The sequence below is a fragment of the Paenibacillus pasadenensis genome (assembly GCF_023715725.1).
GTDB lineage: Bacteria > Bacillota > Bacilli > Paenibacillales > Paenibacillaceae > Paenibacillus_O > Paenibacillus_O pasadenensis_A.
This window is the reverse complement of the sequence record NZ_JAMBOT010000002.1, coordinates 307,548-320,521: the sequence shown is the minus strand read 5'-3', so window position 1 is coordinate 320,521 and position 12,974 is coordinate 307,548. Positions and strand designations below refer to the sequence as shown.

Genomic DNA, 12,974 nt, shown 5'->3' with positions numbered 1-12,974 from the left:
CTCATCCTCCGGGACCGTAGGCTAGATCAGTTGTATTATGTCATCAAGTGCAGTCTACTAACAGGGCAGCAAAATTTCAATTTTTGTGCCTTGCCCCAGCTCGGATTGGACCTGAATGTTACCGTTATGCGCTTCCACGATCGTTTTGGCAATGCTCATTCCGAGCCCGGAGCCAGCCGTCGATTCATTCGTATTCGTTCCCCGGTAGTAGCGATTGAATAAATGATGCAGCGTTTCTTCGTCCATTCCCCTGCCGTTATCGATAACTCTTATGCATGCCATATTGTTCAGCGCGCCGATGGAGACGGTGACGTCCACACCCGGCGGATTGTGCTTCACGGCGTTGGACAGCAGATTGTCCATCAGACGATGCAGCCACGTTTCATCAGCTTGTATTCGCAGCGGACGCTCTTTCCCGTTATAGTGAAAATGATACTCCGACATGGTCGTGTCGTTAACGTATTTCAGTACGGAATACCGTACCAGCTCATCCAGATCCGTCTCCCGCAGCTCCATGATTGAATCGCCCTGCCTGAGCTGATGAATCATCGAGAAGTCGGATATCAGCTCCAGCATATAATCCCCCTTCTCACGGATCGTCGTCCCCATCGTCCGCAGCTCCTCCTGGCTCCATTGCTCCGGCAAGCTCTCCAGCATATAACCGTATCCTTGAATGGTGGACAGAGGCGTACGCAAATCATGGGATATTCCTGACATCCAATCCGCTTGCGCCTTTTCCAGTCTCCCGCGCTCCTTCTCGGATTGAGCCAGTTTAAAGGTCATCTGATAAAAGGATTCAATCACTTCCTTATACAACCTGTAGCGGATTCGCATCTTTCCGTCTCGGCGGAATATTTTGCGTTTATCCTTGGCGGTCAGCACCTGATCGTACTGTCCGCGGCCCATCCGTTCAAACCAGCCTGCAAACAGCAGCAGCGGACGACTGTAGCGGTAGCCGTGCCAGATAGAAAGGGGAACGGCCAACAGCAGGATGATAGCCGAAAACCAGACAAGTCCGCGCGTTGCCGTATCCAGCGTAGAATGTTTCAGAGATTCTCCCGCTGTATTGGCTGTATAGAGAATCCAAGTCATTCCGCTGCGCTGATCCCGATGCGCGACAATCGAAGTATCGTAGTTGCTGCCGGGCGACTGCTCGATGGCTAGTATATCCAGCGGACGATACCCCTTCTGCGCGTATGTTTTATCCCCGATGTCTTGTATGACCCGGCCCGAGGGGTCGACTACCTGCAAATAACTGCCGTTATCGCGCAGCCGCCGGTCCAGTAGGGGAAGCGTTTTGCTCTCCACCAGACCCGCCTCCTCATAGGCGTCAAACCAGACGACGAGCCGGTCAAGACCAGGACTAGGATAGCCGAGCAAGTACAGGAGCGGTTGTTCGTAAGCAAAACTCAGCTGAGTGTGTACGGCATACTCCCCTAGCTTCCTTGTCTCTTCGATCTCGAGCAATTGAGTCATGGAATAAGAGGCCGGCAGCGTTGAATGGGGGGCTGTATTGGCACCGTAAATGACGTCTCCTTCGGCGCTGACAACCTGCAGCCACATTCCTTTTTCCTCGATGAGCTCGCCCCATTTAGCAGATATTCGAATCGTTCCATCCTTGTATTTAGTCTCTTGGGCGATCAATTGCAGAGCGCCGACCGGGAAGTTCCGGCGCAGCTCGTTCGTTCTCATGTTCTGGATGAACAGCAGTCCAGCAACTAAAGTAACGGTCACAATCAGCAAGGAATAAAAGACTAACTGATACGTGAAGTGGAAGGACATGCGCTGCCTGATCTTCATGGCTCCGGGGACTCCCTCACCAGCTTGTAGCCGATCCCGCGTATGGTGAGCAGCAGCTGCGGATTACCGGGATCGATCTCGATCCGTTCCCTTATGCGCCGGATATGCACCATCACCGTCGAGTCATCTCCCTGTCGGTTAATTCCCCAAACCTTGTCGTAGAGCTGCGTTTTGGAAAATACAATTCCGGGATGTTTGCAGAAATGAACCAGCAGCTGGAAAACCTGCGCGGGGCAACTAACCTGTTTCCCCTCCACGTTCAGCTCGCCCTCCGCTTCCTTGACGGTGAAACGGCCGAACCGGTAAACTCCCGTATCCGGCCGGTTCGCTGAATCGAATACGGGAGCTTCCGGCTCCAGACGCCGTATGCGCGCTTGAATTCTTGCGGCTATCTCCAGAGGATTGAACGGTTTTGTAATATAGTCGTCCCCTCCCATGGCGAAGCCTCGCAGCACATCGAGATCGGAAGCCTTGGCCGTCAGAAACAAAATATGGGGATTCCCGTATTCACGGAGCTTGGAGCAGAGCTCCAGTCCGCTGCCGTCGGGAAGCATAATGTCAAGCAGAATGATATCGGGGACTACGCGCGCAGCCAGGCTAAGCGCTTCTGCACAGGTTGCAGCCGTGTACAGCTGATGGAAGCCTGCCCGGCGAAGCACCATTTGCAGCATCGTGGCAATTGAAGGCTCGTCGTCCACAATAGCGATTTTAATATTGGATATATTTGTCATCAACTCACCCTATTTCATCGTAGCACATTCACCTTAACACAACCTAAACGGCGGAAGAAAAGTTAAGCTTCCGTTCATCGATTTGTTTAGGCTCCGTTTCATTGACGCGAGTAGGATAGGAAATAGTTGCTGTTAGTTATTTCACAAAATAGGAGTGTATTTATGAAAAAGATCAGTGCCGTCTTCCTATCCGTAAGCCTGCTTGCTTCCGGCGTCTCTTCTGTACAAGCATCCGATCAAGCCACAACCGTTTGGATAAACGGAAAAAAAATCCAATTCGATCAATCCGAGCTATTCATTGAAAAAGGGGTAGCCCTCGTTCCATTACGCCCGCTTTTGCAGGAATTCGGCGCCGCAATGAAATGGGATAAAACGACCCGCACGGTCAGCGGTACAAAAGAGAACTTCTCTATTTCAATGCAAATTGGCAGCACAAACGCAACGGCAAATGGAAAATCGGTCAAGGTTAATACGGCGCCTAAGCAAATTCGGAGTGTGACTTATGCGCCGCTTCGTTTTGTCGCCGAGGCTGGAGGTTATCAAGTTGGTTGGGATCCGTCGTCGCGCCGGATTAGCCTTACCTCCAAACCGACCGATCCCAAAGTTCGCCTGCAAGACGATTTTTATGCAGCTGTGAATGCGAAATGGATGGAATCCACGGAATTGCCGCCGGGTAAAATGACAACAGGCTTTTTTGAAGATCTAGGTACGAATATCAAAAAGCTGTTGTCCGCGGATTTCAGAAAGATGGCGGCTGAGGGCCGCGATAAAACCGATGACGAGATCGGCAACATGGTTCAATTTTATAAGCTTGCCGCCGACAGACAAACGTTAAACAAGCAAGGATACGAAGCCATTAAAGCGGATATCGCAGCCATCAAATCAATCAACAGTTTGGCGGAATTTGAAAAAAATCAAAAGGATCTTTATTTTAGAGGACTAGGCTTGCCATTTGCAATGTTCGATTTGCCGGATATGAAAAACGCGACCAAAAACGCCCTTTATATTGATGTCCCTGTACCCGCTTTGCCAGATAAGAGCTTCTACTCGCCTGATAATCCTCAGAGCAAAACCTACTTAGGGTTATACAAAAAAATGCTGTCGGAACTATTAGTCATGGTTGGAGAAACGCAGCAGGAAGCGGACCGCATTGCCAGTGAGGCAGTGGCTTTCGAAACCGAGTATATGCAGTACTCTTTAAGCTCGGAAGAACTCGCCAATTTTGAATTGATTTATAACCCGAAAACGATCACCGAGTTAAAAGCATACAGCAAAAATATGGATCTGGAACAATTCCTGATCGATGTTACCGGGAAAGCTCCGAAGCATATTTCTCTCGCGCAAGTAAAGTATTTCGAGAACTTGGACAAAATTGTCCATGAGAACAATTGGCCAAAAATGAAAAGCTGGACGTACGCCACTTTTGTATTAAGATCTGCGCCTCTGTTATCGGATGATTTTGTACAAACATCGTCTCAATTGAAAAAAGCGCTTTTCGGTGAGGAAAAAATGGAAGACAAGATTTATAATCTTGTTAATTCGCCCTTCCAATATGTTGCCGGTTACTATTATGGCCAGAAATACCTTGGCGCGGAAGCAAAACAGGATGTTACGAACATGCTTAAGAACTTGATTGAAGTTTACAAAAACAAGCTTGTGAAAAATGACTGGATGTCGGAGCAAACGAAAAAAGAAGCGATTAAAAAACTGGACAATATGAACACACTCGTTGGTTATCCCGATCAGCTGGATGACGTTTATTCGATGTTTAAGGTAGATGAAAATAAAACCTTACTTGAAAACGACCGTTTCATACAAACGATTATCATGAAAAACAGCTTCTCAACAATAGATCAACCTGTTGATCGCAATGAGTGGTTCATGTCGCCCAATACAGTGAACGCCTCCTATTTGGCATTGACGAACACGGCGACGATTCCCGCAGCGTTTCTCCAGGCGCCGGTGTATGATAAAAACCAGAGCGCCAGCCGGAATTATGGCGGTTTAGGAGCTATTCTCGGGCATGAAATTACGCACGGCTTTGATACAAATGGAGCCAAATATGACGAGGTTGGAAATTTGCGAAGATGGTGGACGGCTGAGGACTACAAAAGCTTCGAAAACATCGCGCAGACCGTTATTGACCAATACAATGGAGTGGAATACTTTGGCCGAAAAATCAATGGACAAATGACCGTTTCCGAAAACATCGGCGACATTGGCGGACTCACAGGCGCGCTCGAAGCGGTGAAACAGCTGCCGGATGCCAATCTGAAAGAGTTTTATCAATCCTGGGCTACCGTGTGGAGACGAGAGACTCGCCCTGAATTTGAAGAAATGTTTTTTATCACCTCTCGGCATTCGCCCCATAAGGTCAGGGTAAATACGGTTATTGCCAACACGGATGAGTTCTACTCCACCTTTGGTGTCAAAAAAGGCGATGCCATGTACATTGCCCCGGAGGATAGGCTTCGAATTTGGTAAACCAAAAAAAGCGGCAGGCGCATAAACGCGCCTGCCGCTTTCTCTATTATTTCGCCTGCGGCTTGAACCAGCCGTCCAGACCGTCTTGAATCGTTTTGGCCGCCTCAGCAGGCTCCATCTTTTTGTTCATGACAAGCGCCGAGATGCGTCCCAGTTCAGCGTCGGTGTTAGGCTCGCCGCGTGAAAGCAGCTGGTAGGCAAGCCTTGGCGAAGAGTTGCCGTCCTTCACCCAGCTCATGAACTGCTGAGCCAGCGGGTCTTTCAGCTCAACCTTATGGCTGGAGAGCGAGAAGAAGCCCGGCAGCGCATTGTTCCAAAGCTCGGCGAACTCCGGCGTCATGAGCCATTGCAGGAATTGCTTCGCCTCCTCCGGATGTTTGGTGGCGGCGTTCAGCGCCATGCCGCTGTCCGGATGGTTGTTGATATAACCGGTGTCGCCTTCTTTTTCAACCGGCAGCGGGAAGGCCCCATACTCGAACTGGGAGCCGATTTTATCTTTGAAAATCGAAATCTCCCACGAGCCAGCCGGATAAACCGCCGCTTGTCCGGACATAAACAGGTTCTGCATATCGGCATACGTAATCGACTCATAACCATCCGGCATATAATCGGCGAGCTTGCGCAGGAATTCCCACGTCTGCACATAAGGCGCGTCGGTAAACTTCTGTTTGCCTTCAATCAGCGCGAGGCGTCCTTCCTCACCTTTGTTAAAGCCCGGCACGTTCAGGTTAAACCCGAGCAGCCCCGGCACGAACTGGTCGGCTGTGCCCATTGCAAACGGCGTATACTTGCCATCCTTTTTGACCGCGTCCAGCACCTGGAAAAATTGCTCGCGGGTCGTCGGAACCTGCAGCTTCAGCTCGTCGAAAATTGCCTTGTTGTAAATATAGCCATGGAGCACGGATGCGAGGGGAACGGCAAACTGTGTGCCGTCGTCAAGTTTCCATGCGTCAAGAGCCATCTCTGGGAAGTTGCCCTTGTTCAGACCTTCAAGATCGTTCAACTTGGCAAACGAGCCGTTTTTAGCCATATCGATCCGGAAATCATAGGGCTCCACCATGATGAGATCCCCTGCTGTGCCGGCCGATAATTTGGTCGAAAGCGATGTGCCGTATTCGGTATTTTGCGTAGGCTTGAACTCAACCTGAATATTAGGATATTTTGCCTCAAACGCCGGCAAAATGACCTCGTTCCAAACTTTCATATCGTCCGTGCGCCAGCTTTCAATCGTCAGCTTCACTTTCTCTCCGCCATTGCCCGTTCCCGCGTTGTTGTTCTCTCCTTGCGTCTGCGCGCCGCCTCCGCCGCATCCTGCAGCCGCCAGTGCCATTACAAGTACAGTGCTTGCCAGCCAGCTCTTTCTCATGTCGACAATCCCCCTCGTTTGAGTTGTCTTAACTTACTTAATTCATGGATATTGCTTAACGCCCATTTGCTCCGGATCATGCGACATCAGAATATAATCCGCGCGTTTGATGGCTTCCTCCATGCTGTGCCACAGCTCGATCACATTGGCAAAACGGCCTGGAGGCGTCAACGGCCAACCGTGTTTTTTGTCCGGCTCCATATTTTCGCGAACGAACATCAGGTCGCCGACGATTACATATTTGCCTTTTTCAGTCTGTACGGAAACTGCCATATGGCCCGGGCTGTGACCCGGTGTCGGGAACACGCTGATTCCTTCGATAATGTCGGCGTCGCCTTCCACCAGATCAAAGGTGCGGCCTGCAAACGGAGGCGTCAGGCCGGTCGCTTCCGGGTACTCGTAGGAGTTCCAGTAGAACGGAATCGGATTGACCGCGAATTCATGCTCAATGCGGCTTGCCACCAGCTTCGCGTTCGGGAAGTGATGCAGATTGAAGCAGTGGTCCCAGTGCAGATGCGTGAAAATAATCAGCTCGATTTCATCCGTCGAGATGCCCATGGAAGCGAGCTGCTCGTGAATGGCCTGGCCCGGGTCTTGTCTGCCGTCATGATGATATTTGATCGAGTGCTCCGTATCGCTCATGCCCGTATCAACAAGAATCTTTTTGCCGCCGCCTTCAACGAGGAAGCAGAATACCGGGAATTCCACAATTTCTCCGTTCCCTTGACGGAATGTCGCGTAGTTACCTTTGTCCAGCAGCTGGTAGCCTGTAATAATCGGTTTGATTGTGTAGTTCATAATATCCTCCTGAATTTGAATTGTAGTATTGTCATGGATTAAAGCTCGATTGTGACGCCTTGCTCTTCCGCCGCACGGACGATATAATCTCGCGCCAGACGGTATTCGCGCTCCAGCAGCTCCGGCTGGCTATGCGGTGACCGGTTGAAGCCCGGATATCCGGCTGCGCCAGGCACATCCTCAAGCTCCAGCGACAGCGGACCGTTGTAGCCGATATCGTCAAGCGCGCGAATCGTCGCGCCCCAATCGATTTTGCCTTTGCCGGGGCGCCAGTGGGCGTTGGATTGGCCGTCGTTGTCGGAGAAGTGGGTGTGGAAAATGCGGTCGCCAACTTCGTAAGCGACCACTTGCGCCATTTCGCCCATCGGGAACAGATGGCTCGGATCAAGATTGAGTCCGATGCGGTTCGTTGACAGCTGATCCATCAGCCGCAGCATGCCCGCGCTGTTATGAATCATCCGGTTCGGATGCGGCTCAATCGCCATCCGCATGTTGGCGTCTTCCAGCAGAACCTCGTATTGGCGCATCGTGTCCACAAAATCGGACCAGTTGCGTTTCCAATCCAATCCTTTTGGCAGCTCAATCGTCCATTCCTGCGAGGTCGGCTTCAGCTGCTCAAACGGGAAGTCCAGCTCAAACGGGCAGGATGTCACTGTCAGCACGGTATCCGCGCCAAGCTGATGGGCAACGTCCAGCACCCGTTTCAAATATTCGACGGATGCGGCGCGCTGTTTCGGATCTTCGCTGGCCATCCCAAGCGGAATGCAGAACAGCTCGGACAGCTTCAGTCCTTCGTCGGCAATCAGCTGGCGCAGCTGGCGGTTCGTCGCCGGCGTGTAATATCCATTCAGCAGCTCTTCATTCCATACGGTAAGCTCAACGCTTTTAAAGCCTCCCAGTCTGGCAATGCGGCGAATTGCGTCATCGTACGGCGCTCCCCAGCTAAACACCCATGTCGGCACTCCAAGATACATATGGTCTCCTCCTGTTTTCTATTGGCTGCGCTTGACTGTCATCAGCCTTTCAGCAGCTTCTCGGTGTAATCGTAGGCATCGCGAACGTTGTCGGCGATGGGGCGTTCCCAATAGTCAGGCCGAAAGATTTCGACCGAAAGATGTCCTGAATATCCCCGTCTGCGCAGCAGGCCGATAACCTCCTGGAGCGGTATGATGCCATGCCCCGGGTATACCCGGTCGGCGTCTTTCAGCTCGTTCAGCGGCAAATCAGGCGAATCGTTGATATGCACGATATAAAGCTTGTCCAGCGGAATCTGCTCCAGCTGATCGTTGCCGATTCCGGAGCGCAAGTTGTGAAAAGTATCAAACAGGACGCCTACATTGGCCGGAGAGCCTGCACGCTGGATCAAGGCCAAGCCTTCCAGCGGTCCCGGCACCAGCGTATGGCCGCCGATCGGCTCGATTGCGAGCCGGATGCCTGCGGCTGCGGCGCGTTCCGCGTACCAGGCCAGCTCATCCGCATGACGCTGCAATGCCTCTTCCTTGCTCAGCGAAGCAGGCTGAAAGTCGGGACATACAACAAGCATGCCGCACTCGATCTCTTCGGCGACGCGCACCGCCAGCTCAAAATCTTTGCGCAGCGCCTCTTGGTTACGGAACGGAGAGACGAGGAACGGGCAGATCGCCACCGCCTCCAGTCCGCTCCTGTCCAGCAGCAGCCGCACATATTCCGGAGCTTTAGTTTCGAGGCAATCCTTAACCTTGTCCCACCAAAGCTCGATGCCGGCAAAGCCTGCTGCAGCCGCAGCTGTTATGTCTTCCTCCAGCGAATATGGCATCGTCGTTGCACCGTTAATGGCGAGTTTCACCATAATCACCTCCTTTCTGATTATTTCATCATGCGCCGGAGACAAGCGATCTGCGCGCATTCCTCGACCAGCTGCGCGTTGTGCTCGGCGGCGATGACGCTTTTCCCCCAAGCGACGCTGCCGTGCGCGGCAAGCACAAACGCCTCCAGCCGCGTGTCCTGCCGCAGTTTTTGCTCAATCTCCGGAAAATGCTCCGGCCCGACAACTGGCGAATCAATAGGCAGCACCGGGATCGGCGAGCTCAATTTAAGCCGCGCATGCTGCGTCAGCAGCGGGATGTCCTGTCCCTCCAGCGACCAGGCGACCGCCCACGGCGAGTGGCAATGCACAATGCCGCCGATGTCCGGCAACAGCTTGTAAAGCATGCCGTGCAGGTACGCCTCCTTCGTCGGCAGCCCGTTTCCCTCGATGAGATTGCCTTCAAAGTCGGTCACGATCAGATTGTCCGGCGTGCAGTCAATGAGCGATATTTCCCTTGGCTTGATCAGCATATGGGGCCGCTCCGGCACTCTGGCGCTTATGTTGCCGCCATTGCCAAGCTGGATGCTCTTGTTGTAGGAGCGGGCGGCGGCGGTAATAAAGTCGTTTTTCAGCTGTGCCAAATTGCTGCTCATCGCTGCTCCGCCGCCTTTCTTGTCATCTGCCGGACCATTTCCGCATAATTTTCCGGCACAAGGCTGGCACGTCCGACGAACAGTCCGTCGATATGCGGCTGCTCCAGCAGCTTCGGAAAATTGTCCAAATTGACGCTCCCGCCATAAACAATGCGGAATTCCGATCCTTCCTTGGAGGACGGGTACAGCTCGGCCAGTACGCTGCGCAAGGAGCCGATAATCGGATTCACCTCTTCTGGTTCTGCCGACTGCGCCACTCCGATCGCCCATACCGGCTCGTAAGCAAAAATAATTGTCTGCGCTTCCTCAAATCCGATTCCGTGCAGCGCCTCGCGGAACTCTTCGGCAAGGACACGCTCCGTCTGCCCGTTCCGCTTCTCGGCGGCATTTTCGCCAAAACAATAAACGGGTGTGAGGCCGTGCTGCAGCGCTGTGCGCAGCTTGAGGGCGATTGTTGCCACCGTTTCCCCAAACAGCTCGCGCCGCTCGGTGTGGCCGATCTCAACATGCGTGACGCCCATTTCCTTAAGCGACAGAACCGAAACCTCGCCGGTAAAAGCTCCCTTTTCCGCCCAGGCCATATTCTGCGCCCCGACCCGGATGCCGCTGCCCGCCAAACGTTCGGTTACCCGATGCAGCGCCGTGAAGGACGGGAGCACAAACAGCTCCAATCCCTGCGCCTCCGTTCCGTAAGCGGCAATCGCTTCGGCATGAGCCAGCGCTTCGCTGTCGGACAGGAACATTTTCCAGCCTGAGCCTAAAATCATCCGTTTCATCCCGCTCACCTCCCGGAGCCGGACGGCCGATGCCACAGCTCAAGCGCCGTCTGCAGCTCAGGATGGCTTTTGGCATGCTCCGCAGCGGATACGCCGTTCATCGCCGCATCAACAGCCTGCCTCATCGCTTTGCCGCCCGCAGCCGCTCCGCCCGGATGGCCTTGAATCGCGCCGCCTGTTGCCAGCACGATGTCTTTGCCCAGATCAGCGATATAACGCTCTACCATACCGGGGTGCAGCCCGCCGCCAACGGCCGGCATCGTCGGCTTTAAGCCGTAAAACGGCAGCGTCAGCTGATGAGCCGTGCGGAAATATTTGTCCGGGCGCAGCGGATAATTGCCGTACGGCGTATTAATGACGACCATATCGGCCCCGGCCAGCCTCGGCAGCCTGCCTACCGCAAGCGGCGAGCTCATGCCGGAGGACGCTCCTTCGTAATACATGCCCGCCGCCGCATAATGGCCCAGCACCGGGAGGTTGACGGCATCCGCCGCCTGGCGGACTGCGCCGTATCCGGCTGCGGCGAAGTTGACCATCACCGCGTCGGCTCCCGCTTCCTCGGCGCGCCTTGCGTTATCGGCGATACGCTCCGGGCTGTCGGTAATGTTGACGATATAACGCGTCCGCTGCCCGGTAACGCCGTAGGCGCTTTCTGCCGCTTGAACATAAGCCTTGACGCGTTTTTCAATCGGGCTGAACGGCGGGTTGCCAAGCAGCTCGTCGTCCTTGATGATATCTACGCCGCCAAGCGCCGTTTCGTAAAAGATCGCCGCTCCCGCTTCCGGGGTCAGGCCGGTGCAGGGCTTAATCATATTCATGATGAGCGGGCGTCCGTAAACGCCAGTCATATCGCGGATTCCTTCAACCCCGAAACGCGGGCCGCCAAAATCCAGCGCCAGCTGCCTTGGCAGCTGCAGATCGACCAGCTTCGCCTGTGACGATGTGGAGGCGTCATTGCCAAGCAGCGTCGTCAGCAGCATCGGGAACTGTGCCCCGAAGTTAATTGAAGGAAAAGCCAGCTGCACCAGATAGGCCTGCTGCTTGTCTGCGTCCTGCGGTGAGGTCAGCTCACTTGGCGGCACGTCGTAAATATTTACGACGCGGCCCATATGCCGCTCCCGCATCGCATCGTCAATGCCCGGCACGGGCAGCCATGTTCCGAGCGTTTGGCCCACGGCCAGCGCTGCTGCTTTTTTGACGATATCGTCACCGGCGCGAAGCGCCATGTAATAGGTTGCAATCACGTAGTCTCCGTCTTTTGCTTCTTCCATCAGCGTGTACAAGCCGCTTCGCCTCCTATGCTTTGCGTTGTTCCCGAATCATCCGGTCCAGCTCCCGCACGGCGGCTGCGGCGAATTCGGGATCGTTAATATGTGCGTCGATGCGTAGCAGCGATGTCCGTGCTCCGCCGCCAGCTGCAGTCAACGCCCCCTCCGCGCCTTCCGCAAATGCTGCATCCGACTCCGGCTCATAGAGCGGGCCTCCCGGGGCATTCAGCTCGCTGAAGCCGCGCAGCGGTATCAGCACCGCAGCCGGACCGGACGATGCCGCAAGCCGCTGCCCGATAAACGCTCCCGTTTCCCTCATCTGAGCGCGATCTGCTTTGACATGGGTGTGAATGGGATTGTGCCGGACTAACTTGCTCTCCCTCGCCTTCTCAGGCACCGACGACATCGGCCCGTATAAAACGATGTCCGCGCAGCCAGGCGCGACAACCTGAGGAATGCCGCGCCGTCCGCTTGCTTCGAAGCGGCCGGCATGAGCCGGCATAATTCCGCCGTGCAGCAGATCGGACACATCATGCGGACTCAGATCGAGAATGCCTGCCAGCCGTCCATCCGCTGCCAGCTCCTCCATTGCCTTGGCGCCGATGCCGTTGCAATGGAATACAACCGTGTCGTAGCCGAGCGCTTCCAGCAGCGGCACCGCCCGCATAACACATGCGGTTGTTACGCCGGCCATCGTAATGCCAATCAACGGACGATCGTCCTGTCCGGGGTCCGGCCCCATTTCCGCCATGCCGGTAATTGCGCCGACCGCCTGCCGGAATACCGCTCTTGTTATCGCGTTTAAACCGGTAATATCCGCAACGGAGTGCATGATCGTCACATCCTTTGTGCCGACAAACGGGCCAAATGCCGTCTGCCCGTTGGCTACCGCCGACACCATTAGCTTTGGCACGCCAACCGGAAGCGTCCGCATAGCGGCTGTAGCCATCATCGTGCCCTGGACGCCGCCGATGGACAGCAGCCCGTCGAGGCGTCCCTCGCCATACAGGCGGAGGGCGAGCCGCTCCAGCCCGCGCGTCATCGCTTCGATGGCGGCGTTTTTGTCGCCGGCGGCCAGCAGGTCTCCGATGGTTGTGCCTGAAGCAGCCGCAACCTCATGCCTCGACAGATCGGGTGTTACAGTCGGCACGCCCTTGATTCCGCTGTCCACAATAAGGGGAATATGGCCTCTGTCGCGGATCAGCCTGCAGATGTATTCCACCTCCGGCCCCTTTGTATCCAGCGTGCCGATGACAACAATATGTTTGCTCAACGTTCCTAACCTCCCTCAGTTGTCCCTTGATTGAATGAT

At 54.4% G+C, this 12,974-nt stretch carries 11 protein-coding genes; 1 reads left to right on the top strand and 10 read right to left on the bottom strand.

The genetic code is table 11. The annotated features are described in order from the left end of the window. Positions 1 to 57: 57 nt before the first annotated feature. Positions 58 to 1,800, bottom strand: a complete 1,743-nt coding sequence (locus tag M3223_RS06745) for a sensor histidine kinase (RefSeq protein ID WP_251560335.1) — start codon at positions 1,798 to 1,800, stop codon at positions 58 to 60. Further along, a complete protein-coding gene (locus tag M3223_RS06740) occupies positions 1,797 to 2,531 on the bottom strand; it encodes a response regulator transcription factor (RefSeq protein WP_285891160.1) in 735 nt (244 codons plus the stop codon). The genes M3223_RS06745 and M3223_RS06740 overlap by 4 nt, the downstream gene beginning before the upstream one ends. Positions 2,532 to 2,693: 162 nt before the next feature. Here M3223_RS06740 and M3223_RS06735 point away from each other — a divergent pair, with 162 nt between their 5' ends. Then, positions 2,694 to 5,015, top strand: coding sequence for a M13-type metalloendopeptidase (locus tag M3223_RS06735; protein WP_251560333.1), 2,322 nt, complete (start codon positions 2,694 to 2,696; stop codon positions 5,013 to 5,015). A gap of 46 nt (positions 5,016 to 5,061) precedes the next feature. Here the strand turns inward: M3223_RS06735 and M3223_RS06730 are convergent, their stop codons facing one another. Genes M3223_RS06730 through M3223_RS06695 form a run of 8 tightly spaced genes read right to left on the bottom strand, consistent with a single transcriptional unit; the run spans position 5,062 to position 12,935 of the window. After that, the gene (locus M3223_RS06730; protein ID WP_251560331.1) at positions 5,062 to 6,381 is read right to left on the bottom strand and encodes an ABC transporter substrate-binding protein; all 1,320 of its coding nucleotides are present in this window, start codon (positions 6,379 to 6,381) and stop codon (positions 5,062 to 5,064) included. A gap of 42 nt (positions 6,382 to 6,423) precedes the next feature. Next, on the bottom strand, positions 6,424 to 7,179 hold the full coding sequence (locus M3223_RS06725; protein ID WP_251560328.1) for an N-acyl homoserine lactonase family protein: 756 nt from the start codon (positions 7,177 to 7,179) through the stop codon (positions 6,424 to 6,426). 38 nt (positions 7,180 to 7,217) lie between these two features. Next, positions 7,218 to 8,153 (bottom strand): sugar phosphate isomerase/epimerase family protein, encoded by a 936-nt coding sequence (locus tag M3223_RS06720; protein ID WP_251560326.1) that lies wholly within the window; start codon positions 8,151 to 8,153, stop codon positions 7,218 to 7,220. 41 nt (positions 8,154 to 8,194) lie between these two features. Next, on the bottom strand, positions 8,195 to 9,004 hold the full coding sequence (locus tag M3223_RS06715) for a sugar phosphate isomerase/epimerase family protein (RefSeq protein ID WP_251560324.1): 810 nt from the start codon (positions 9,002 to 9,004) through the stop codon (positions 8,195 to 8,197). Between the two features lie 20 nt (positions 9,005 to 9,024). Further along, complete coding sequence (locus M3223_RS06710; protein WP_251560322.1) at positions 9,025 to 9,618, bottom strand: class II aldolase/adducin family protein; 594 nt, start codon at positions 9,616 to 9,618, stop codon at positions 9,025 to 9,027. Continuing rightward, positions 9,615 to 10,394 (bottom strand): triose-phosphate isomerase family protein, encoded by a 780-nt coding sequence (locus M3223_RS06705; RefSeq protein ID WP_251560320.1) that lies wholly within the window; start codon positions 10,392 to 10,394, stop codon positions 9,615 to 9,617. The genes M3223_RS06710 and M3223_RS06705 overlap by 4 nt, the downstream gene beginning before the upstream one ends. Positions 10,395 to 10,399: 5 nt before the next feature. Continuing rightward, entirely contained in the window at positions 10,400 to 11,677 is a 1,278-nt protein-coding gene (locus M3223_RS06700; protein WP_251560318.1) for a RuBisCO large subunit C-terminal-like domain-containing protein, read from the bottom strand. A 13-nt stretch (positions 11,678 to 11,690) separates the two neighbouring features. Next, positions 11,691 to 12,935 carry a Tm-1-like ATP-binding domain-containing protein gene (locus M3223_RS06695; protein WP_251560316.1) on the bottom strand — a complete coding sequence of 415 codons (1,245 nt, stop codon included), beginning with the start codon at positions 12,933 to 12,935 and terminating at the stop codon, positions 11,691 to 11,693. Positions 12,936 to 12,974: the final 39 nt, after the last annotated feature.

Bases quoted from the DNA above. Each gene is read 5' to 3' on its own strand.
- M3223_RS06735 (WP_251560333.1), top strand. From the start codon at position 2,694: ATGAAAAAGATCAGTGCCGTCTTCCTATCCGTAAGCCTGCTTGCTTCC.
- M3223_RS06710 (WP_251560322.1), bottom strand. From the start codon at position 9,618: ATGAGCAGCAATTTGGCACAGCTGAAAAACGACTTTATTACCGCCGCC.
- M3223_RS06740 (WP_285891160.1), bottom strand. From the start codon at position 2,531: ATGACAAATATATCCAATATTAAAATCGCTATTGTGGACGACGAGCCT.
- M3223_RS06730 (WP_251560331.1), bottom strand. From the start codon at position 6,381: ATGAGAAAGAGCTGGCTGGCAAGCACTGTACTTGTAATGGCACTGGCG.
- M3223_RS06720 (WP_251560326.1), bottom strand. From the start codon at position 8,153: ATGTATCTTGGAGTGCCGACATGGGTGTTTAGCTGGGGAGCGCCGTAC.
- M3223_RS06705 (WP_251560320.1), bottom strand. From the start codon at position 10,394: ATGAAACGGATGATTTTAGGCTCAGGCTGGAAAATGTTCCTGTCCGAC.
- M3223_RS06725 (WP_251560328.1), bottom strand. From the start codon at position 7,179: ATGAACTACACAATCAAACCGATTATTACAGGCTACCAGCTGCTGGAC.
- M3223_RS06745 (WP_251560335.1), bottom strand. From the start codon at position 1,800: ATGAAGATCAGGCAGCGCATGTCCTTCCACTTCACGTATCAGTTAGTC.